Below are 20006 nucleotides of genomic sequence, written 5' to 3'. Positions count from 1 at the left end.
GGCAGCCGGGCACGGCGTGGGAACCCCCGCCGTGCCCGGGGCCATCGGTCATCGGCTCGTGACGGCCTCCACCGGGCGGGCCTTCAGTGTCAGCCTGCCCGGCAACGCCGTGGCGACCAGGGCGAGCACGGCCGCGGCGCCCACCACCGTCGCGTACACCAACGGGACCACGGTGGGCGCGGCGCTGCCCGTCATGCCGATGCTGAAGGCGGTCAGTACGGCCAGCGCGATACCCGTGCCGAGGGCAGCGGCGACGGCCAGGACCGACAGGGTCTCGATGCGGAGCATCCGCAGCACCTGACGGCGCGTCGCCCCGGCCAGTCTCAGGAGCGCGAACTCCTTGAGCCGCTCGGAGACCGACATGGCGAGCGTGTTGACGACGGCGATGGCGGTGAAGGCCAGCACGAGCCCCATGGCCAGCAGGTTGACCTCGGCGTTCTCCTGCTGACGGTCTGCCTGGAGCCGGTCGGCGGTCTCGGGCGCGACGACGGCGACGCCCGGGAACCTCCCCAGAGCGGCCGTCAGTTCGCCGCGGCTCGCGTTCCCTGCGACCAGGACGGTCGCGGCGAGTGGATTGTCCATGTGCCGGGCGAGCAGGTCGTGCGGAAGCGTCAGGTCGCCGAAGCCCAGCCCGCGACGGTAGACGGCCGCGACCGTGAGGGTGGCGGGGGTGCCGTCGCCCAGGTGCAGCTTCAGTTCGCTGCCGGGGCGCAGGCCCAGTTGACCGGCGGCCAGTTCACTGATGGCGGCGGAGCGGGCGTCCGCAGTGAACGCGGCGATCGAACCGCTCGTCACGCCGGGGTCCCAGGTGCGGGCGAGACCCGCTGTGGTGACTCCCTGGGCCTGGTACTTGGCGAGCCCGACCCGGACGGTGGTGCGGACCACCTCCGTGGCGGCGGTGACTCCGGGCGTCCCGCGCACGGCCTCGGCGGCTGCCGACGGCACACCGGGGCCCTGCGCGCCCAGCACCCAGGTGGCGCGGGTGCCCTCACGGGCCTGGGCCAGGGCGGCGTCGCCGAGGGTCGGCTGGACGAAGAGAACCGTGCAGGTCATGCCGATGAGCAGGGTGAGCGGGGTGACGACGGAGGCCATCCGGGTGGAGTTCCCGCGGATGTTCGCCGTGGCCAGGACGCCGACGTGTCCGGCCGTCCGGTTCACGCCCGCCAGGAGGAACGCGGCAGCCCGGACCAAGAGGGGGCCGAGCAGCGACACCGCCGTGGCCAGCACCACCACGGCCAGGAAGGTGACCGGGGTCGAGGCGGCCTCGGTGTGCAGGATGCTCAGCACCGCGACGAGCACCCCGCCGCCGATGAGCAGGACCAGACCGGCGGCGATTCGCCCCCGGGCGGGGCGGCGGCGCTCGACCGCGGACTCGGCCATGGCCTCGGCGGGGCGGAGACGGGCGATGCGACGGCCGGAGATGCGGGCTGCGGCCCAGGCACCGAGGAGGGTGACGGCGAGTGCGGCACCGGCAGGAAGGATTCCGGCCGTCCGCTCCAGCGTCGCCGGGACCACGCCCATGTCGATGAATCGACTGTGCAGCCAGGTGGCCAGCGGCAGACCGGCAAGGGCCCCCAAGACCCCGGCGACGGCACCCACCAGCAGTGCCTCCCGGCCGAGCAGGCGGCGGATCTGCCGCGACGTGGCGGCGATCGTACGCAGCAGCGCGAGTTCGCGTTGGCGTTGCTGGATGGAGAGTGCGAAGGTCCCGACGACCACGAGCACCGCGACCAGCAGCGAGGTTCCGCCCATGGCGCCGCCCATCGAGACCAGCTTGACCCTCGCGCCGGCCGCATCCAGGAACTCGACCTGGCCGCGTTCGTCCCCCGCCGAGACCTGGGCGCCGGTGCCGTCGAGTGCCTGCTCGATCCGTTGTTTCAGCCGGTCGGTGTCCGTACCGGTTGCGGGCAGCACGCCCAGGGCGGAGACCTGGCCCGGGCGGGCGGCAAGGCGTTCGGCCTCCGCCGCGGAGAAGAACAGCGAGGTCTGCTGCCGCAGTTCGCCGGGTCCGCGCGGGGCGGCGATTCCGCTGACACGGTACGTGCGGGGAGCCTGCGTGGACTGCACGGTGAGCCGGTCCCCGGTGGTCAGGCCGGTCCGTTCGGCGAGGCCCCGGTCGATCACCACGTCGCCGGACGAGGCGGGGGCGCGGCCGGCGGTGAGGGCGAACGGGGTGAGGGGGGCGGACTCCCAGGAGTGTCCGTACGAGGGCGTGTCGCCGCTTCCGGCGCGCGCGGGCAGGGAGGACGTGCCGCCGCTCCCGTTCCCCGCACGCGGAGAGCGGACCACCGACAACGGCTCGGCGAGGAAGGTCAGTTCGGGGACGACCGCTCGTACACCCTCCAGGGTACGGAGCCGGTCGGCGGTGGTGACGGGCAGCCAGGCACGCTCGGCAACGGGCTTGGCCTTGTGCTTGACCTTCGTCTTCCCGTTGCCCTTGTGCTTGACGGTGGTCCGGTGGACGTTCTGGTCGGCGGAGACGACGACCGGGCTCGCGGCGTAGCGCTCGGTGGCGATCCGTCCGCGCAGGCCGGTCTCCAGAAGGGTGCCGCAGGCGGTGACGAGGGCTGCGGCGCACATGAGTGCCAACAGCGCGCTGAGGAATCCTCCTCTGCGGTCGCGGACCGTGCGCAGGGCATAGCGCAGCATCATGATGCGTCCGTCTCTCTTCCGTTGTCGTCCGTGCGGGCGCCACGGGGCGCATGGACGCCACGGGGGTCATGGCCGTCTTCGCCCGGCGCCGGGTCATGGCCGTGCTCGCCCGACCTCAGGTCATGGCCGTCCTCGCCCGGCGCCGGGAAGGCCAGCAGCCGGGTGTGGACCGTGCGGGCGCCCGGCGGCGTCTCCGCTTCGGGGCGCTTGTAGCGGTTCATGAGGGCGATGTACTCCTCGAAGAACTGCTGGAGCTCGGGCAGGGTGAGCCGCAGCGAGCCACGTGAGTACGCGTGCGCGTCGGCCCACTCGTCGGGCGCCGCGCCGTCTCCGGAAGCCCCGGCGGCCCCGCTCTCGCGCTGGAGCCGCTCGAAAAGTGCGAGGTCCGCGGCGTACGCGTGACGGTTCAGCTCGTCCATGACGAGCCGCATCCCGGGTGTCCGGCGGGACGGAGGCGGGAACCTGCGGTCACCGGGCACGGCCCGCCACCATCGTGCCCGGCCCCCGCCCGGCGCCTGCGGCACGGTGTCGGTGACGAAGCCGTACCGGGCCAGTTCGCGCAGGTGGTAGCTGGTGGCCCCGGTGTTCAGTCCCAGGGCACGGGCGAGGATCGCGGATGTCGCGGGACCGTGCAGGGTGAGGTGCTGAAGGATCTGCTGGCGTCGCGGCTGGGCGAGGGCCTTGAGGGCGGCCAGCTCGGTGATCTCGGTACCGCCGGGCTTCTCTGGCATGCGTCACACACTGCTCTGTGCACAGATGTCTGTGCACTGGAGTGTTCCGGCGTCTTCGTAGGGGGGTTTTCCCCCGTGCTGCTCCCCGTGCCGGGGGTTCCCCTCCCGCCGGCCTTCCTCTCCCGCCGGGGGTTCCCCTCCCGCCGGGGGTTCCCCTCCCGCCGGGCTGCTCCCGCGCCGCTCTTCCCCGCCCGCCGCGCTTCCCTTGCCGGACTCCCCGTTCAGCGCCTCCCGTTTCACCGCGCCCAGGCACACGCCGGCGGGCCCGGCCGGCCGCTCGCCATCCCCGAAATGCGTTGCGACACACCCGTATGGCCTCGCTCCGGTGGAGCGAACCGCGGACCGGACGGACATTCGCCTCAACGGCGAGGTCCGCCACGGCATCACCATCCCGCCGCCGCGGTACCGCTTCGCCACCGCTACGACGGGGAGCCCGCACCCATGCCGACCACCGCCACCGCCCTCACGCCCGACGAACTCGACGCCCAGGCCGCTCGCCTCCATGACACGGAGGCCTGGCAGCAGATCGTCACGGGCTGGGACCTCACCGTCCCCGAACCGCCGGGACCCGTCTCACCCGGTGCCGAGCAGAACCGTCCCGCTCCGTCGGACGACTGGCGCGATCTGCTGTCCGTACCGGTGGATCAGCTCATCGCCGATACGGTGCGCGCGCTGCCCGCGGCCCTGCCGCGCGAGCGGCCCCTCCCCGGGCGTCTCGGTGCGGTGCTGCCCGACCGGCTCCACGCCTGGCGGCGCATCGGACAGCCGGAGGTGCGGCCCTCCGTCCATCTCGCCCATGCCCGTCAGATCCTGACCGAATGGGGCTGGCAGAACACCCCGTACCGGCTCCGCAACGCCCGGGGCGCCCGCTGTATCTGCGGCGCCATGCTCACGGCACACCGGCTGGGCTACGGATCGGCGCACACCGTCGACCGGGCCGGTGCCTGGCTCATCTCCGAGCTTCGTGCCCAGGGATGGACGGGGCTCATCGGTCCGTGGAACCGCTACCCGGGGCGCACCGCCGCAGACGCCCTCGCCCTGATCGACGCCGCCATCAGCCGCGCGGCCCGCGCCGGGCAGTAACTGCACGGGAGACAACGGCGCACCGGCTCAACGGATGCCGCTGCTCTTGCTGTTGCCGCCGACGCCACCGCCGTCGACACCGCCGTCACCCTTGATGCCACCGTTACCGATACCGCTAACGATGCCGTTCAGAAAGGTTCGTCCAGCCCTTCCGTGTCCTCGCCCTCTTCCTCCAGCGCCCGGCGCACTACGCGCAGGGCCATGCCCTCCCCGTACCCCTTGCGGGCGAGCATGCCCGCAAGACGGCGAAGCCGCTTGTCGCGCTCCAGGCCCCGGGTCGACCGGAGCTTGCGAGCGACGAGCTCACGCGCCGTCTCCTCCTCCTGCTCGGAGTCGAGCTGACCTACGGCCTCGTCGATCACGGCGGAGTCCACCCCCTTGGTCCGCAGCTCACGGACGAGCGCGCGGCGGGCCAGCCCGCGTCCGTGGTGCCGCGATTCCACCCAGGCACCGGCGAACGCGGCATCGTCGATCAGCCCGACGTCCTCGAAGCGCGACAGCACCTCTTCGGCCGCCTCGTCCGGGATCTCCCGCTTGCGCAGAGCGTCCGCGAGCTGCTTGCGCGTGCGCGGGGTCCCGGTGAGCAGTCGCAGGCAGATGTTGCGCGCCTGCTCGACCGGGTCCAGCGGTTCCCCCTTCTCGGCCCTCGACGAGGAGGGGGAACCGCCGTCCCTGGACCGGGAACGGGAACGGCGCCCCGCTCCCTCACCGAATCCGGTGCCCGAGGCCGCGTTTCTCCCACGGCCGGCTCTGGCGGCCGGCCCGTGGGAGACATCGGACTCATGATCGGATCCGGCCGATCGCGCGGCGGCGAATTCGGGGCCGGGGCCCGTACCGGAATCGGCGGCGCTGCCCGGCCACTCCGTACGACGCGTCACGGTCTAGCTCTTGGCCGCCGCCGTCTTGGCCGGCTTGGTCTTGCCGGCCGGAGCGGGCACCGACTTCGCCGCGCCGTCGGCCGGAGCCGTCGCCGCGCCTGCCGCGTCCGCACCGGGTTCGGCGGACTCGGCCTCGGGCCGGACTCCGACGCCCAGCTTCTCGAGGATCTTCTTCTCGATCTCGTTGGCGAGGTCGGGGTTGTCCTTGAGGAAGTTGCGGGCGTTCTCCTTGCCCTGGCCGAGCTGGTCGCCCTCGTACGTGTACCAGGCGCCGGCCTTGCGGACGAAGCCGTGCTCCACGCCCATGTCGATCAGGCCGCCCTCGCGGCTGATGCCCTGGCCGTAGAGGATGTCGAACTCGGCCTGCTTGAACGGCGGCGCGACCTTGTTCTTGACGACCTTGACGCGGGTACGGTTACCGACCGCGTCGGTGCCGTCCTTCAGCGTCTCGATGCGCCGGATGTCCAGGCGCACCGAGGCGTAGAACTTCAGCGCCCGGCCACCGGTGGTGGTCTCCGGCGAGCCGAACATCACACCGATCTTCTCGCGCAGCTGGTTGATGAAGATCGCGGTGGTCTTGGACTGGTTGAGCGCACTGGTGATCTTCCGCAGCGCCTGGCTCATGAGGCGGGCCTGCAGACCCACGTGCGAGTCACCCATCTCGCCCTCGATCTCCGCGCGCGGCACGAGGGCCGCGACGGAGTCGATGACGATCAGGTCGAGCGCACCCGAGCGGACCAGCATGTCCACGATCTCGAGGGCCTGCTCACCGTTGTCCGGCTGGGACAGGATGAGGTTGTCGATGTCGACGCCGAGCTTCTTGGCGTACTCCGGGTCGAGCGCGTGCTCCGCGTCGATGAACGCCACCTGGCCGCCGAGCTTCTGCGCGTTCGCCACGGCGTGCAGTGTCAGCGTCGTCTTACCGGAGGACTCCGGCCCGTACACCTCCACCACACGGCCGCGCGGCAGACCGCCGACGCCGAGCGCCACGTCCAGCGCGGTCGACCCGGTGGGAATCACCTCGATGGGCTCGTTCGGCCGCTCGCCCAGGCGCATCACCGCGCCCTTGCCGAATTGCCGTTCAATCTGTGCGAGTGCGGCGTCCAACGCCTTCTCGCGGTCGGTTCCTGCCATGGGTTCCACCCGATTTGCTTGAGTCGATCGCTTCACGTCAAAGACGCTAACCCCTGCCACTGACAATGGGCCTCGACGTCCTCCCGGCCTGTGGACAACTCCACGGTCGAGCCCGGGAAAACCCGGCCGGAATCCCATGAGAATGGATGTTCGATTTTGGTGTCAAGCGCACCACGCCGCACCGGCTCGCCCTCAGGATAGCGCCGCGAAGTCGGGCATTCAGGGGAAAAGATCACCAACGCGACACCACGCCGCAATTGAGGTGTTCATGGGCAATGTGAACCGGAGGAACGCCGAGCCTCAGGAACGAGGCTGCGGGTCCTGAGGCTCGTCACCCTCCCCCTGGCCGTCCTCGGCCTCGGGGGCGTGCCAGATCCGGCGCAGCCGCACGGCCACCGGTTCACCGCGCCGCCACTGATGGCGTCCGTGCACCCGGGGGTCGTCCGTGACGTCGTAGCGCTTCACGTAGGCGCCGAGGAATGCCTGCAGCGTGGCGACGGCCGGAATGGCGATCAGCGCACCGACCGCGCCCATCAGGGCCGTGCCCGCGATGACCGAGCCGAAGGCGACCGCGGGATGGATGTCCACGGTCTTCGAGGTCAGCTTGGGCTGCAGCACGTAGTTCTCGAACTGCTGGTAGACCACCACGAAGCCGAGGACCCACAGCGCGTACCAGGGGTCGACGGTGAACGCGATCAGCATCGGCAGGGCCCCTGCCAGATACGTACCGATCGTGGGGATGAACTGCGAGACGAGTCCCACCCACACCGCGAGCACCGGCGCGTACGGCACTCCCAGGGCCAGCAGCAGGATGTAGTGCGCGACTCCGGAGACGAGCGCCATCAGCCCGCGCGAGTAGAGGTACCCGCCCGTCTTGTCGACCGCGATCTCCCAGGCCCGCAGCACCTCGGCCTGGCGGGACGGCGGGAGGACGGAGCACAGCGCGCGGCGCAGCCGGGGGCCGTCGGCCGCGAAGTAGAACGAGAACAGGAAGATCGTCAGCAGCCGGAACAGGCCGCCGAGGACCGTGGTGGACACGTCGAGGACACCGCTCGCACTGTTCTGGACGTACTTCTGCAACCAGTCGGAGTGCAGCAGGCTGTCCTGCACCTCGACACGGGAGAGCTCGGTGCGGAAGGTCTGGTTGACCCAGTTGATCACCGAGTCGAGGTACTTCGGGAAGTCCTCCACCATGTCGACGATCTGGCCCGCGAGCATCGAGCTGAGCAGCACGACGAAGCCGGCGCCGGCGATCAGCACGCCGAGGAAGACCAGGAAGGTGGCGAAGCCCCGTCGTACGCCGCGGGCCGACATCCGGCTCACCGCGGGTTCGATCGCGAGTGCCAGGAAGAAGGCGATCAGCACATTGATCAACAGACCGATGAGCTGGTCGAAGGCCCAGCTGCCGAGCCGGAAACAGGCGTAGAGCGCCAGTGCCAGGACCATGGCACGCGGCAGCCAGCCCGGCATGCGGGCGCGCCCGGCGCCGGACTGCGGGGGCGGTGGCGCGGCCGGCGGGACGGGCGGGTCGAGGGGCGGCTGGGTCTGAGCGGTCTCGTCTGTCGGTGCCACGGAGCAAGTCTCGCCTACTGCGCGGGCACGCGGTCGCGCGCCCCGGCTCCGGCCAGGCCGCCGTACCGGCTCGGATCGTGCTTCAGCGCTTGTCCGCGGGCACGTCCACGGCCGTGCACACCCCACGCCAGACGTCCTTGGCCTCCCAGCCCGCGTCCAGCGCCTGCCACACGGTGCGCCCGCCGAGCTCGGCCATCACATGGTCGCGCGCGAAGGAGTCGGCGTACCCCGCGCCGAAGTGGTCCGCCATCCGTTCCCAGAAAATCGTCAACCGCATGCCCCCAGTATCCCGCTCCTGAGAGTGCAGCCTGGCCGCCCGGCCTTGCCGAGAGCGCTTGCCGTCCTACGGTCGGTGCATGGCTGGAACCGGAACAAGTCCCCTCAACCGTGCCGAGCAGTTCATCTGGCTCACGGCCCGCGTCCTGGAACAGCGGCGGTTCGCCCATCACTTCCTGAAAGGAAGTGCGGACGCCGTGGAAACAGCGCTCGCCGCCTTCCTCAACGAGGACGGCGGATACGGTCACGCGCTCGAACCCGATCTGCGAGGTCCCGTGAGTCAGCCGCTCCACACGGCACACGCGCTGAGCGTCCTCGACTCCATCGATCGCTGCGGCGGGCTCCGGGTGGAACGGATCTGCCGATTCCTGACCGCCGTGTCCACCAAGGAGGGCGCCTTACCCGCTCTGCTCCCCTCGCAACGCGGCTACCCGGCCGCGCCGTTCATCCCGGTCGTCGACGATCCACCGGCCGAGCTGCTGGTCACCGGGCCCGTCGTCGGGCTGCTCCACCGCAATTCGGTGTGGCACGCCTGGCTGTTCCGGGCCACGGACTTCTGCTGGGCCGCCGTCGACGCCCTGGAGGTGTCGCATCCCTACGAGGTCGAGGCCGCGGTCGCCTTCCTCGACGGTGCGCCGGACCGTCCGCGGGCCGAGGCCGCGGCCGACCGGCTCGGACGTCTGGTGCGCGAGCAGCGGCTCGCCACCCTGGACCCGGAGCGGCGCGCGGAGTACCCCGTGGCGCCCGGGTACGCACCGGGTGAGCAGCACTTTCCGTACGACTACGCCCGCGCGCCGGAGTCTCTCGCCCGGCGCTGGTTCACCGACGCGGAGATGGATCGAGCGCTGGATCATCTGGCAGCCGCGCAGCAGCCGGACGGCGGGTGGCCGGTGACGTGGCGGCAGTGGGCCCCGGGAACCGCCCTGGAGGGGCGACCGCTGGTCACGCTCAGAGCCCTGCAGACACTTCGGGCGTACGGGCGCTGTCTGGGCTGACCCCCGGGCACCGGCGGCCGCCTCCCGCCCCGGGCTCTCACACACTGCCGTGGCCGTCCTCCTGCTTCCGGGCACGGCGTGCCGGATCGCAGGCAGGGACCGGGTCCATCGGGCGCTCGACGCCACCGCGCGTCTCCTGGACCCGCTGTGCCACCAGACCAGGGCCCTGCCTGTACGCGGGCCACCGCCTCGACACGGTGGTGCACGACGTGCGGGTGCCGCCGGAGCTTCTGCTGTCGAAGCCCTCTCTGCATCCGGCCTACGACAAGCCGGAGTTCGTCGTACGTCGTACGGAATCGGTGGCGGCTGGTACGACCAGAACCCGGCGCGCCTCAAGCCGGCTCCGGACACGGCGGTCACGGCCTGGACCGAGCCCCTTACCCGTCCCGGGCTGTCGTACGCACGGTCAGCCGAGGGCGCGCACTCCGGCGGTGACGGCCACGGCCACGCCCACGACCACGAGGAAGGGCGCACGCAGCACGAAGGCGAGGGCCGCGGCGGCAAGCCCGGCGCCCCTGGCGTCGAGCACCAGGTGCTGGCCGGTGCCGAACGCCTGCTGCGCGGTCAGGGCAGCCAGCAGGGCCACCGGAAGCAGAGCGGCCAGGCGCTGCACGACGGGACGTTCCAGGGCGCCGGCCGGCACCAGAAGGCCCAGGAGCTTGGCGAGATAACAGCCGAGGGCGGTGAGTGCGATGGCGATCCAGACGTTCATCGGCCGTCCTCCTGCGTGGTGGTGCTCGGCTCCCCGGTCTGCGCGGCGGCCCTCTCCGCTTCCTGCCCCTGCCCGGCCGTCCCGGCCGGTTCATCCGGGCTTCCTGTCTTGTCGCGGCCCATCAGCCCGGTCTTGTCGCGGCCCATCAGGAAGAGGACGGCCGGCGCCGCGAGCGCGGCCAGCAGTACGGGCACTCCTGCGGGCAGAACGGGCAGCAGGCCGAGCGCGAGCACGACGGCGAGCGCGGCGGTGACCCGCTCCGTCGTGCTCTTCAGCATCGGTGCAAGCAGGGCGAGGAAGGCGGCAGGACCTGCCGCGTCCAGCCCCCAGGCGGCGGTGTCGCCGAGCGCCTCGGCACCGAGCGCGCCGACCAGCGTGGTGACGTTCCACAGCACGTAGATCGTGAGTCCGGTGACGGTGAAACCGATCCGGGCGGCGCGCCGGGTGGGCTGGGGCAGCGTCACGGCGGTCGTCTCGTCGATGACCCACTGGGCGGCGAGGGGACGCAGGGCGCCCGGGAGCGCGAGCAGCTGCGACAGCCGCAAGCCGTAGAAGGAATTGCGCACGCCGAGAAAGAAGGCACCGGCAGCCGCGGTGTACGGGTTGCCCCCGGCGGCCAGGGCGCCCACCAGGGCGAACTGGGAGGCGCCGGTGAAGACGAGGAGGCTGAGCGCGCAGATCTGCAGCAGGCTCAAGCCTGACCCGGCCGCCGTGACGCCGAAGGCGAAGCCGGAGAGGCCGACGGCTATGCCGACGCCGAGTGCGTCACGTACGACGGCCGCGTCCGGCTTGGCCTCGGCTGTGATGGCGCCGGCGCCGGGCGGGCCGACGACGTTCTCAGGGGGTGCTGTCTGTTCTGCCACGAGCGGGACGCTACCCGGGCACTTCGCGACCGGTCTTGTACGTTCTTGCACGTTCCCGCTGGTAGGCGCCGGGGGGCACACCCACGATCCGGGTGAAATGACGGTTGAGATGCGGCTGGTCGGTGAAGCCGACCGCTGCGGCAGCCGCGGCGGGGGCCGTGCCCGCGTCGAGCATCCGTCGCGCGCGGCGGACGCGCGCGTCGGTGAGCCAGGTGTGCGGCGGCATCCCGTACTGCTTCTTGAAGGCCCGGAGCAGGGCGAACGGACTCGTGCCGAGTTCGGCGGCCAGTGCCTCCAGGGTGGGCGGCTGCGACATCCTGCTCTCCAGTACGGCCCGGGCCCGCGCCGCGTTCCGGGCGCCGGCCGCCCCGGGCACCGGAGTGGGCAGGACGCTGCCGTGCCGGGTGAGCAGACGCGTGACCAGGACCCGCAGCACGCTGTCCGCCGCCAGCGCGTTGCCCTCCTCCGCTGCCCGGTGGACCTCGCCGATGAGCCGCGCCGCGTAGGGATCGGCCACGCTGGTCTCCGTGAAACCGACGGTGCCGCGGAGATTCGTCATGTCGGCCGCGATGGCGTTGACCGCCTGAGCGGACGGATAGAGCGTGGTGTACGCCCAGCCCTCGGGAACACCCGCCCTTGCGGTGTGCGGCACCTCAGGGTTGATCATGACGACGGAGCCGGGCCCCGCGTGGACGGTGCCACCGGGCAGCTCGACGTCCTCGACGCCCTGGGTGACGGCGCCGAACACAAAGCCCTCGTGGCTGTGGCGCGGGAAGGTGTGGCGGATGTAGCGGGCGCGCAGCAGGTCGAGGCCGGGCAGCTCCGCGTACTGCCAGTGCCTCGCCCACTCCTCCGGTCCCGTCGCTCCTGCCATGCTCGAATTCTCGCAGCCCGCGGGCTGCGGGTGCCCCGGGCCCGTGGCCGGCCCAGCCGTCACGCCTCATCCGAGTGCGGACGCGACCCGGCGGGTCCGTTTCCGGGGCCGTTGTCAGTGGCGGGGTGCACGATGGGGGACATGACCGGCTCCGCACTCGATGCGTTCTCCCCCGCGACCCGCAATTGGTTCACGGGGGCCTTCAGCGCGCCGACAGCGGCGCAGGAAGGTGCCTGGCGGGCGATCGGCGAGGGGTCGGACGTCCTGGTCGTCGCGCCGACCGGGTCGGGAAAGACTCTGGCCGCCTTCCTCGCCGCCCTGGACCAGCTGACCGCGGTCCCGCCGCCCGCCGAGGCGAAGAAGCGCTGCCGTGTGCTGTACGTATCGCCGCTCAAGGCGCTCGCCGTCGACGTGGAGCGCAATCTCCGCTCGCCGCTGACCGGTATCCGCCAGGAATCGGCGCGCCTGGGGCTGCCCGAGCCCGAGGTGCGCGTGGGTATCCGTTCCGGCGACACCCCGCCCGCCGAGCGTCGCTCGATGACGACGCGGCCGCCGGACATCCTGATCACCACACCCGAGTCCCTCTTCCTGATGCTGACGTCCTCGGCGCGGGAGGCGCTGGCCGGGATCGAAACGGTGATTCTCGACGAGGTGCACGCGGTCGCGGGCACCAAGCGGGGCGCCCATCTCGCCGTGTCGCTCGAGCGGCTCGACGAGCTGCTGCCCCGCCCGGCCCGCCGCATCGGCCTGTCGGCCACGGTCCGCCCGGTCGACGAGGTCGCGCGTTTCCTCTCACCCCGGCGGAAGGTGGAGATCGTCCAGCCGCCTTCCACCAAGCAGTTCGATCTGTCGGTGGTCGTACCGGTGGAGGATCTGGGTGAGCTCGGCGGCTCCCCCGCCACCGACCCGGACTCCGGGCAGACGGACAAGCCGTCGATCTGGCCCCATGTGGAGGAGCGGATCGCCGATCTCGTGCAGTCCCACCGCTCCACGATCGTCTTCGCCAACTCCCGCCGGCTGGCCGAGCGGCTCTGCAACCGGCTCAACGAGATCGCGTACGAACGGGCCACGGGCGAGACGATGCCCGAGGCCCACTCCCCCGCCGAGGTCATGGCGGAGTCCGGTGCGGCGAAGGGTGCGCCCCCGCTTCTCGCCCGGGCCCATCACGGATCGGTCTCCAAGGAGCAGCGCGCGCAGGTGGAGGAGGACCTCAAGGCGGGCCGGCTGCCCGCGGTGGTCGCCACCTCCAGCCTGGAGCTGGGAATCGACATGGGAGCGGTCGACCTGGTCATCCAGGTCGAGTCGCCGCCGTCGGTCGCTTCCGGGCTTCAGCGGGTCGGCCGTGCCGGGCATCAGGTCGGCGCGGTCTCCACCGGGGTCGTCTTTCCGAAGTACCGCGGCGACCTGGTGCAGGCGGCTGTGGTCACCGAACGCATGCGTGAAGGATCCATCGAGGCGCTGCGGGTCCCTTCCAACCCGCTGGACGTGCTGGCCCAGCAGCTGGTCGCGATGGTCGCCCTGGACAGCTGGCAGGTAGACGACCTGCTGGCGGTGACCCGCCGGGCCGCGCCCTTCGCCTCGCTCCCCGAGTCGGCGTTCACCGCCGTGCTCGACATGCTCGCCGGCCGCTATCCGTCCGACGCCTTCGCCGAGCTGCGTCCCCGTGTCGTCTGGGACCGGATCGCCGGTACGGTCACGGGCCGGCCCGGCGCCCAACGGCTCGCCGTCACCTCCGGGGGCACCATCCCCGATCGCGGCCTCTTCGGGGTCTTCCTCGCCGGCTCCGACCCCAAGAAGGGCGGCGGCCGGGTCGGGGAGCTGGACGAGGAGATGGTGTACGAGTCCCGGGTCGGTGACGTCTTCACCCTGGGCACCACGTCGTGGCGGATCGAGGACATCACCCGCGACCGGGTCCTGGTCTCGCCCGCACCGGGTGTTCCGGGACGGCTGCCGTTCTGGAAGGGCGACCAGCTGGGCCGTCCACTGGAGCTGGGGCGTGCGCTGGGCGCCTTTCTCCGCGAGCTCGGCGGGCTGTCCCCGGACGACGCCCGGCAGCGGCTGCTGGCCGCGGGTCTGGACACGTGGGCCGTCGACAACGTGCTGTCCTACATCGACGAGCAACGCCGGGCCTGCGGCCATGTGCCGGACGACCGGACCATCCTCGTCGAGCGTTTCCGGGACGAGCTGGGCGACTGGCGCGTCGTCGTGCACTCCCCGTTCGGCGCCCAGGTGCACGCCCCGTGGGCGCTCGCCCTCAGCGCCCGCCTCGCCGAGCGGTACGGCATGGACGCCCAGGTCATGCATGCCGACGACGGCATCGTGCTGAGGCTCCCGGACGCGGACATGATGGGCTTGGACCTCCTCGACTTCGACCCCGCCCAGGATCCGTCCCAGGCGCCCGCCGCCGCACCGCTCCCTCCCGCCAACACCTCCCTCGACAGCGACCAGCCCCCGGTGGGTGCCGCCGATGTGGCCTTCGACAAGGGCGAGATCGAGCAGATCGTCACGGACCAGGTCGGCGGTTCCGCCCTGTTCGCCTCGCGGTTCCGCGAGTGCGCGGCCCGCGCGCTGCTGCTGCCGCGGCGCAGCCCCGGCAAGCGCACACCGCTGTGGCAACAGCGTCAGCGGGCCGCTCAGCTCCTTCAGGTGGCCTCCGAGTTCGGCTCCTTCCCCATCGTTCTCGAAGCGGTCCGTGAATGCCTCCAGGACGTCTTCGACGTACCCGGGCTCACCGAGGTGATGGGCGACCTCGAAGCCCGCCGGATCCGTCTGGTCGAGGTGACCACGCCGGAGCCTTCCCCGTTCGCCCGCTCGCTCCTGTTCGGGTATGTCGCGCAGTTCCTGTACGAGGGCGACTCCCCGCTCGCCGAGCGGCGGGCCGCCGCGCTCTCGCTCGACTCCCACCTCCTGGCCGAACTGCTGGGCCGCGCGGAGTTGCGCGAACTCCTCGACGCCGAGGTCCTGACCGAACTGGAGCGTGAGCTCCAGTGGCTGGCCGAGGACCGCCGGATCAAGGACGTCGAAGGGGTCGCCGACCTGCTGCGGGTCCTCGGCCCGCTCACCGATGCGGAACTGGCCGAGCGCGGGGCCGAGCCCCCATGGGCGGACGAACTGGCATCGGCACGCCGCGCCATCCAGGTCCGGATCGGCGGCGTCGATCACTGGGCTGCCATCGAGGACGCGGGCCGGCTGCGCGACGCCCTGGGCACGGCACTCCCGGTCGGCGTCCCCGAGGCGTTCACCGAACCGGTGAAGGACCCCCTCGGCGACCTCCTCGCCCGCTACGCCCGTACGCACGGTCCTTTCACCTCCACCACGGCGGCGGCCCGCTTCGGCCTCGGCACCGCCGTCACCGACGGCGCGCTGCAGCGGCTCGCGGCTTCCGGCCGGATCGTCCAGGGCGAGTTCCACCCCGCCGGTATCGGCCAGGAGTGGTGCGACGCCACGGTGCTGCGGCGGCTGCGGCGCCGCTCGCTCGCCGCGCTCCGCCATGAACTGGAGCCGGTACCTCCCGCCGCGCTGGCGGGGTTCCTCCCCCAGTGGCAGCATCTCGGCGACAACAGCCTGCGTGGCGTCGACGGACTGGCGCGCGCCGTCGAGCAGTTGCAGGGCGCACCCGTCCCCGCGTCCGCGTTGGAGAAGCTCATCCTGCCGAGCCGGGTCAGCGGCTACTCCCCGGCGCTCCTGGACGAACTCACCACCACCGGTGAGGTCGTGTGGGCCGGCGCGGGGGCCCTGCCGGGCAAGGACGGCTGGCTCTCCCTCTACCCGGCCGACAGCGCGCCCCTCCTTCTGCCTCCCCCGCGCCCGCTCGAACTCAGCGCGCTGCACGAATCCGTGCTGACCGCGCTCAGCGCGGGATACGGGCTCTTCTTCCGGCAGATCGCCGATCAGGTCCGCGCCACCACGCACCCGGACTCCACCGATCCCCAGCTCGCGGACGCCCTCTGGGACCTCACCTGGTCGGGCCGCCTCACCAACGACACCCTCGCCCCGCTGCGTGCGCTCCTGGGCTCGGGGCGCACAGCCGGATCGACCGCGCACCGCGCCAAACGCAACGTTCCACGCGGCCGTTACGGTTCTCTTTCCGCCTCGGCCCGTCCTGTCTCGCGCACGGGCCCGCCCACGGTCTCGGGCCGGTGGTCCCTGCTGCCCTCCACCGAACCCGAACCCACACACCGGGCCCACGCCCTGGCCCGCACCCTCCTGGACCGGCACGGTGTGGTGACGCGCGGCGCGGTCCAAGCCGAGGGTGTCGAGGGCGGCTTCTCCGCCGCATACCGCGTGCTGTCCGCCTTCGAGGACAACGGACAGGCGCGCCGCGGCTACGTCGTGGAGGGGCTGGGGGCAGCACAGTTCGCCATGGACGGCGCGGTCGACCGGCTCCGCGCGGCCTCCACCGCCCGCGACCGTACGGAACCGGGCGCGGCCCCCCGGGCGCTGGTCCTCGCCGCGGCCGATCCCGCCAACGCCTACGGGGCGGCCCTGCCGTGGCCCGAGCCACCGGCCGGGGCCGGCCACAAGCCCGGCCGGAAGGCCGGCTCCCTCGTCGTCCTGGTGGACGGTGAGCTGACGCTCTACATGGAGCGCGGCGGCAAGACGCTGCTCGCCTGGCCGACCGACCCGGACGACCCCGCGCTCCGAGCAGCCGCGACGGCCCTCGCAGCCGCGGCCCGGGCCGGAGCCCTCGGCACCGTCACGGTGGAGCGCACCAACGGCGCCTCGTCGCTGACCTCACCGCTCGGCCGCACCCTGGAGTCAGCCGGCTTCCTCGCCACCCCGAGAGGCCTGCGTCTGCGCGCCTGAGCCCGAGGACCACCGCCACCGCCAGGCCAAGGCACCCGCACCCGCACCCGCACCCGCACCCGCAAGCTCACCCGCGCATCATGGGTGTATGCCCGAAGGAGACACCGTCCTGCAGACCGCGAAGCGGCTGCACAGCGCACTGGCCGGCCAGGTCCTCACCCGGTCCGATCTGCGCGTCCCCCGGTTCGCCACCGCCGATCTCACCGGCCGTACCGTTCTGGATGTCTCCGCACGCGGCAAGCATCTGCTGACCCGCGTCGAGGGCGGTCTCACCCTCCACAGCCATCTGCGGATGGACGGCGCCTGGCGTGTCTACGCCCCCGACGAACGCTGGCGGGGCGGCCCCTCCCACCAGATCCGCGCCATCCTGGCCAACGCCACGCACACCGCGGTCGGCTACCGCCTCCCCGTCCTCGAACTCCTGCGTACGAAGGACGAGGAGCAGGCGGTCGGTCACCTCGGTCCGGACCTGCTCGGCCCGGACTGGAACGCCGACACCGCGCTGCGCAATCTGCTCGCCGACCCCGCCCGCCCCCTCGGCGAAGCCCTTCTGGACCAACGCAACCTGGCCGGGATCGGCAACGTCTACAAGTGCGAGCTCTGCTTCCTCGCCCGGGCCACCCCCTGGCTCCCCGTCGGCCGGCTCCCCGAACCCACCGCAGCCCTCATGGTCACCACGGCCAAGCAGCTCCTGGAAGCCAACCGCGACCGTCCGGTCCGCACCACCACTGTCGGTGCCCGCCCCCGGACCGCCGCCGCTCCGGTGTCTCGCGACCGTCGCACCAGCGAGAACCTGTGGGTCTACGGCCGGACCCACCGCCCCTGCCTGCGCTGCGGCACGGCGATCCGCATGGCGGAGCAGGACACCCGCCCCACCTACTGGTGCCCCCACTGCCAGCCGGGCCCCACTCCCTGAGCCGGCCTGGCCCAAACGAAGGACCCGGACGGGCAGTCAGCCACCGCACGATAGTTGACGATCCGTCAGATAGCGCCGTACGGTCCCGTCATGCCACTCGCCGCGTACGACCTCACCGGCCGCTCCGCGTTCGTCACCGGCGCCGCCGGCGGTATCGGCCGCGCCTCGGCCGTCCTGCTGGCGGAGGCGGGTGCCACCGTGCACTGCGCCGATCTCGACGAGAAGGGCCTCCTGGAGACCCTCGGCCTGATCTACTCCGCAGGTGGCGAAGCCCACACCCATCCGCTGGATGTCACCGACCGCAACCAGGTCCGGGCCGCCGTCTCGGCCGCGGGTGAAGTGGACATCCTGGCCGCCGTCGCCGGAATCATGCATACGAGCAGCGTGCTGGAGACCACGGACGAGGACCTCGACCGTGTGCTCTCGGTCAACTTCAAGGGTGTTCTTTACGCCTGCCAGGAGGTGGCTCGCACGATGCTGGCGCGCACCTCGCCCGGCTCGCTGATCACGATGGCCTCGGGGGCGGTCGACTCCGCGAGCCCGGGCCTGCTCTGCTACAGCGCTGCGAAGGCCGCGGTGGTCCAGCTGACCAAGACCCTGGCCACCGAGCTGGGACCCCACGGCATCCGGGTCAACGCGGTCGCCCCCGGATGGATCCGCACCCCCATGACCGCCCGCCACGACGCGGAGCAGCAGCACCGGGCCGAGGCCACGATGGCCCGCATTTCCCCACTGGGCAGGGTCGGCGAGCCCGACGACGTCGCCCACACGGTGCTGCATCTGGCTTCGGACGCGTCGGCCTTCATGACCGGTCAGATCCTCCGCCCGAACGGCGGCGTCGCCATGCCCTGGTAGCGCGCCACACCCTGCCCAGGGACCAGGACCGGCGGCCCTCGCACCGCCAAGGCCCCTTCGCCCGTCCGAACAGGGCAGAAGTTCGTCGAGACCAGGCGGAGGTCCCCCCGGACAGGGCGGCAGGGAGCCGGGTCCAGCCGCTCCCCCGCCACGACGGGCCGGGCATCGAGCCGGGCATCGAGCCGGGTATCGACGAGCCGGATATCAGTGACTGCCAGTGCCGGACCATCTCACGCGCACCTTCGGCACACCGCCGCAGCAGACCGCTCCCCGCGTCGAATATCCCCATCGGCCGGACGGTCTCGGTCACGTGTACGGGCAGGAGGCTGAGCCCCCATCCACCCGCCGCCACCACCCCCTCGACGGGCCCCGCGTGCGCCGGCTCCAGCACCAGCCGCAGCACCGCCCACCACCACACACCGCCGAGCACGAGCGCCGGCACCCATCGCCGCACCATGGCTGCCTCCTTCGGCCGAACCCGGGGCCTGTCGTTCGGAACGTGCCGAGCTCGTGGGCCCGCCCTGATCCGAACGGAAGACCCTAGCCCTGCCCGGTCACCCGGCGGGAGAGCACACCGGCGCAGTACAGGCGCGCACCATGCATCCGCACGCCCCTTTGGCCCGGTCGGTCACATCCCACCGGCCACCCACCCTCGGCCGCCGCCGACCACGCCCGCCCGACCGGCCGGCGAGCCGCAGGCCTCCCCGCCGGATGCCTTCCTCCAGCGGGGAGCCCCCACCGCTTCCGGTGGGGGCTCCGGCCACTTCCGCTCAGTTCTTGTCGTCGCGGGACAGGGAGTCCTTGACGCCCTCAGCACGTTCCTTGGCCTCGCCCATGGCGCCCTTGGCCTTGCCCTTCGCCTGGTCCGCCTTGCCCTCGGACTCCATGCGCTTGTTGCCGGTCATCTTGCCCATGGCTTCCTTGGCCTTGCCGGCCATCTTGTCCTTGGCGCTCTCGTCAGTCATCGCAACTCCTCGCGTCTTGCGGTCCGGCCTTCGCCCGATACCGGGCAGACCGGCTGAGATGGGGCCCGACCGGCGGACAACCGGCCGAGCGGGTCGGAGAACCGGGTCAGGCGCTCTCCGCCTGGAACATCCACGCGTGCTTCTCGAGGTCCGCGGTCAGCGCGATGAGAATGTCCTGGCTGACCGGGTCGGGATCGCCCGTCACGTCGATCCGCTCGCGCATCCGGCCGATCACGATGCCCAGGGCGTCCACCAGCGTCCGCACGGCGTCGACGTCCTTGACCCAGCCCTCAGGCACGGAATCGATGGCCGTGGTCCTGGCGATCGTCCCCGACCGCCCGTCCGGATTGACGCCCACCGCGGAGGCCCGCTCGGCCACCGTGTCGGAGTGCTGACGGGCGGTGTCGACGACCTCGTCGAGCTGGAGGTGAACCGACCTGAAGCGGGGCCCGACCACGTTCCAGTGGACCTGCTTGGCCACCAGAGAAAGATCGACGAGGTCCACCAGGGCTCCCTGGAGAGCCTCACCCACGGACTTGAGGTCGGCCTCGGACAGCGGGCTCTTCACCACAGACATGCACGTCTCCGATCTGATATCCGTTCCGTTCAGCACCAACCACGATGGCACAAACGAAGCAAAACGGTCATCCGGGGAAATGTTCGAAGCGTTCATTCCCCGCTCTCATTGATGCGC

The 20006-nt window shown here is 71.9% G+C and carries 16 protein-coding genes; 5 read left to right on the top strand and 11 right to left on the bottom strand.

What is annotated here, in order from left to right; translation table 11 throughout:
* Positions 1–48: 48 nt before the first annotated feature.
* Entirely contained in the window at positions 49–2652 is a 2604-nt protein-coding gene (locus OG446_RS28720) for an FtsX-like permease family protein (protein WP_328896719.1), read from the bottom strand.
* Entirely contained in the window at positions 2649–3383 is a 735-nt protein-coding gene (locus OG446_RS28715; RefSeq protein WP_328896718.1) for an ArsR/SmtB family transcription factor, read from the bottom strand. Before OG446_RS28715 ends, OG446_RS28720 begins: the two co-directional genes overlap by 4 nt.
* Positions 3384–3824: 441 nt before the next feature.
* Here OG446_RS28715 and OG446_RS28710 point away from each other — a divergent pair, with 441 nt between their 5' ends.
* Positions 3825–4466, top strand: coding sequence for a DUF6197 family protein (locus OG446_RS28710; protein ID WP_328896717.1), 642 nt, complete (start codon positions 3825–3827; stop codon positions 4464–4466).
* Positions 4467–4594: 128 nt separating this feature from the next.
* Here OG446_RS28710 and recX read toward each other — a convergent pair whose 3' ends face one another.
* The 4 genes from recX to OG446_RS28690 all read right to left on the bottom strand — a co-directional run bounded on the left by recX (position 4595) and on the right by OG446_RS28690 (position 8327).
* Positions 4595–5344, bottom strand: coding sequence for a recombination regulator RecX (gene recX, locus OG446_RS28705; RefSeq protein WP_328896716.1), 750 nt, complete (start codon positions 5342–5344; stop codon positions 4595–4597).
* A gap of 3 nt (positions 5345–5347) precedes the next feature.
* Positions 5348–6478 (bottom strand): recombinase RecA, encoded by a 1131-nt coding sequence (gene recA, locus OG446_RS28700; protein ID WP_328896715.1) that lies wholly within the window; start codon positions 6476–6478, stop codon positions 5348–5350.
* Positions 6479–6778: 300 nt separating this feature from the next.
* Positions 6779–7948 (bottom strand): AI-2E family transporter, encoded by a 1170-nt coding sequence (locus tag OG446_RS28695; protein WP_328898443.1) that lies wholly within the window; start codon positions 7946–7948, stop codon positions 6779–6781.
* Between the two features lie 184 nt (positions 7949–8132).
* Entirely contained in the window at positions 8133–8327 is a 195-nt protein-coding gene (locus OG446_RS28690; RefSeq protein WP_326657487.1) for a DUF3046 domain-containing protein, read from the bottom strand.
* A 79-nt stretch (positions 8328–8406) separates the two neighbouring features.
* On the opposite strand from OG446_RS28690, the gene OG446_RS28685 reads away from it, so the two are divergent.
* Positions 8407–9321, top strand: a complete 915-nt coding sequence (locus tag OG446_RS28685; RefSeq protein WP_328896714.1) for a hypothetical protein — start codon at positions 8407–8409, stop codon at positions 9319–9321.
* Between the two features lie 406 nt (positions 9322–9727).
* On the opposite strand, the gene OG446_RS28680 is transcribed toward OG446_RS28685, so the two are convergent.
* From OG446_RS28680 to OG446_RS28670, 3 genes are read right to left on the bottom strand one after another with little or no spacing between them, the layout of a single operon-like run.
* Entirely contained in the window at positions 9728–10033 is a 306-nt protein-coding gene (locus tag OG446_RS28680) for an AzlD domain-containing protein (protein WP_328896713.1), read from the bottom strand.
* Entirely contained in the window at positions 10030–10896 is an 867-nt protein-coding gene (locus tag OG446_RS28675; RefSeq protein ID WP_389261894.1) for an AzlC family ABC transporter permease, read from the bottom strand. Before OG446_RS28675 ends, OG446_RS28680 begins: the two co-directional genes overlap by 4 nt.
* 10 nt (positions 10897–10906) lie before the next feature.
* Positions 10907–11770: an AraC family transcriptional regulator gene (locus OG446_RS28670; protein ID WP_328896712.1), complete on the bottom strand. Its 864-nt coding sequence runs from the start codon at positions 11768–11770 to the stop codon at positions 10907–10909.
* A gap of 141 nt (positions 11771–11911) precedes the next feature.
* Between OG446_RS28670 and OG446_RS28665 the strand changes: the two genes are divergently transcribed.
* The 3 genes from OG446_RS28665 (at position 11912) to OG446_RS28655 (ending at position 18347) form a co-directional block, all read left to right on the top strand.
* On the top strand, positions 11912–16576 hold the full coding sequence (locus OG446_RS28665) for an Lhr family helicase (RefSeq protein WP_328896711.1): 4665 nt from the start codon (positions 11912–11914) through the stop codon (positions 16574–16576).
* 88 nt (positions 16577–16664) lie between these two features.
* Positions 16665–17492: a DNA-formamidopyrimidine glycosylase family protein gene (locus tag OG446_RS28660; RefSeq protein WP_328896710.1), complete on the top strand. Its 828-nt coding sequence runs from the start codon at positions 16665–16667 to the stop codon at positions 17490–17492.
* A 90-nt stretch (positions 17493–17582) separates the two neighbouring features.
* Positions 17583–18347, top strand: coding sequence for an SDR family NAD(P)-dependent oxidoreductase (locus OG446_RS28655; protein WP_328896709.1), 765 nt, complete (start codon positions 17583–17585; stop codon positions 18345–18347).
* 770 nt (positions 18348–19117) lie between these two features.
* Here the strand turns inward: OG446_RS28655 and OG446_RS28650 are convergent.
* Together OG446_RS28650 and OG446_RS28645 are read right to left on the bottom strand one after the other, a co-directional pair.
* Positions 19118–19312, bottom strand: a complete 195-nt coding sequence (locus tag OG446_RS28650; RefSeq protein WP_328896708.1) for a CsbD family protein — start codon at positions 19310–19312, stop codon at positions 19118–19120.
* 106 nt (positions 19313–19418) lie between these two features.
* The gene (locus OG446_RS28645) at positions 19419–19889 is read right to left on the bottom strand and encodes a Dps family protein (protein ID WP_328896707.1); all 471 of its coding nucleotides are present in this window, start codon (positions 19887–19889) and stop codon (positions 19419–19421) included.
* Positions 19890–20006: the final 117 nt, after the last annotated feature.

The sequence above is a fragment of the Streptomyces sp. NBC_00236 genome (assembly GCF_036195045.1).
Classification (GTDB): Bacteria; Actinomycetota; Actinomycetes; order Streptomycetales; family Streptomycetaceae; genus Streptomyces.
Note: the sequence above shows the minus strand (reverse complement) of the source record. Positions and strands in the feature narration are given on the sequence as shown.

What these genes read in the sequence shown, in the direction of transcription:
- OG446_RS28690 (WP_326657487.1), bottom strand. Translation starts at nt 8,327, where the DNA reads ATGCGGTTGACGATTTTCTGGGAACGGATGGCGGACCACTTCGGCGCG.
- OG446_RS28670 (WP_328896712.1), bottom strand. Translation starts at nt 11,770, where the DNA reads ATGGCAGGAGCGACGGGACCGGAGGAGTGGGCGAGGCACTGGCAGTAC.
- OG446_RS28680 (WP_328896713.1), bottom strand. Translation starts at nt 10,033, where the DNA reads ATGAACGTCTGGATCGCCATCGCACTCACCGCCCTCGGCTGTTATCTC.
- recA (WP_328896715.1), bottom strand. Translation starts at nt 6,478, where the DNA reads ATGGCAGGAACCGACCGCGAGAAGGCGTTGGACGCCGCACTCGCACAG.
- OG446_RS28695 (WP_328898443.1), bottom strand. Translation starts at nt 7,948, where the DNA reads ATGCCGGGCTGGCTGCCGCGTGCCATGGTCCTGGCACTGGCGCTCTAC.
- OG446_RS28645 (WP_328896707.1), bottom strand. Translation starts at nt 19,889, where the DNA reads ATGTCTGTGGTGAAGAGCCCGCTGTCCGAGGCCGACCTCAAGTCCGTG.
- OG446_RS28660 (WP_328896710.1), top strand. Translation starts at nt 16,665, where the DNA reads ATGCCCGAAGGAGACACCGTCCTGCAGACCGCGAAGCGGCTGCACAGC.
- OG446_RS28685 (WP_328896714.1), top strand. Translation starts at nt 8,407, where the DNA reads ATGGCTGGAACCGGAACAAGTCCCCTCAACCGTGCCGAGCAGTTCATC.
- OG446_RS28655 (WP_328896709.1), top strand. Translation starts at nt 17,583, where the DNA reads ATGCCACTCGCCGCGTACGACCTCACCGGCCGCTCCGCGTTCGTCACC.
- OG446_RS28665 (WP_328896711.1), top strand. Translation starts at nt 11,912, where the DNA reads ATGACCGGCTCCGCACTCGATGCGTTCTCCCCCGCGACCCGCAATTGG.
- OG446_RS28715 (WP_328896718.1), bottom strand. Translation starts at nt 3,383, where the DNA reads ATGCCAGAGAAGCCCGGCGGTACCGAGATCACCGAGCTGGCCGCCCTC.
- OG446_RS28710 (WP_328896717.1), top strand. Translation starts at nt 3,825, where the DNA reads ATGCCGACCACCGCCACCGCCCTCACGCCCGACGAACTCGACGCCCAG.
- OG446_RS28650 (WP_328896708.1), bottom strand. Translation starts at nt 19,312, where the DNA reads ATGACTGACGAGAGCGCCAAGGACAAGATGGCCGGCAAGGCCAAGGAA.
- OG446_RS28720 (WP_328896719.1), bottom strand. Translation starts at nt 2,652, where the DNA reads ATGATGCTGCGCTATGCCCTGCGCACGGTCCGCGACCGCAGAGGAGGA.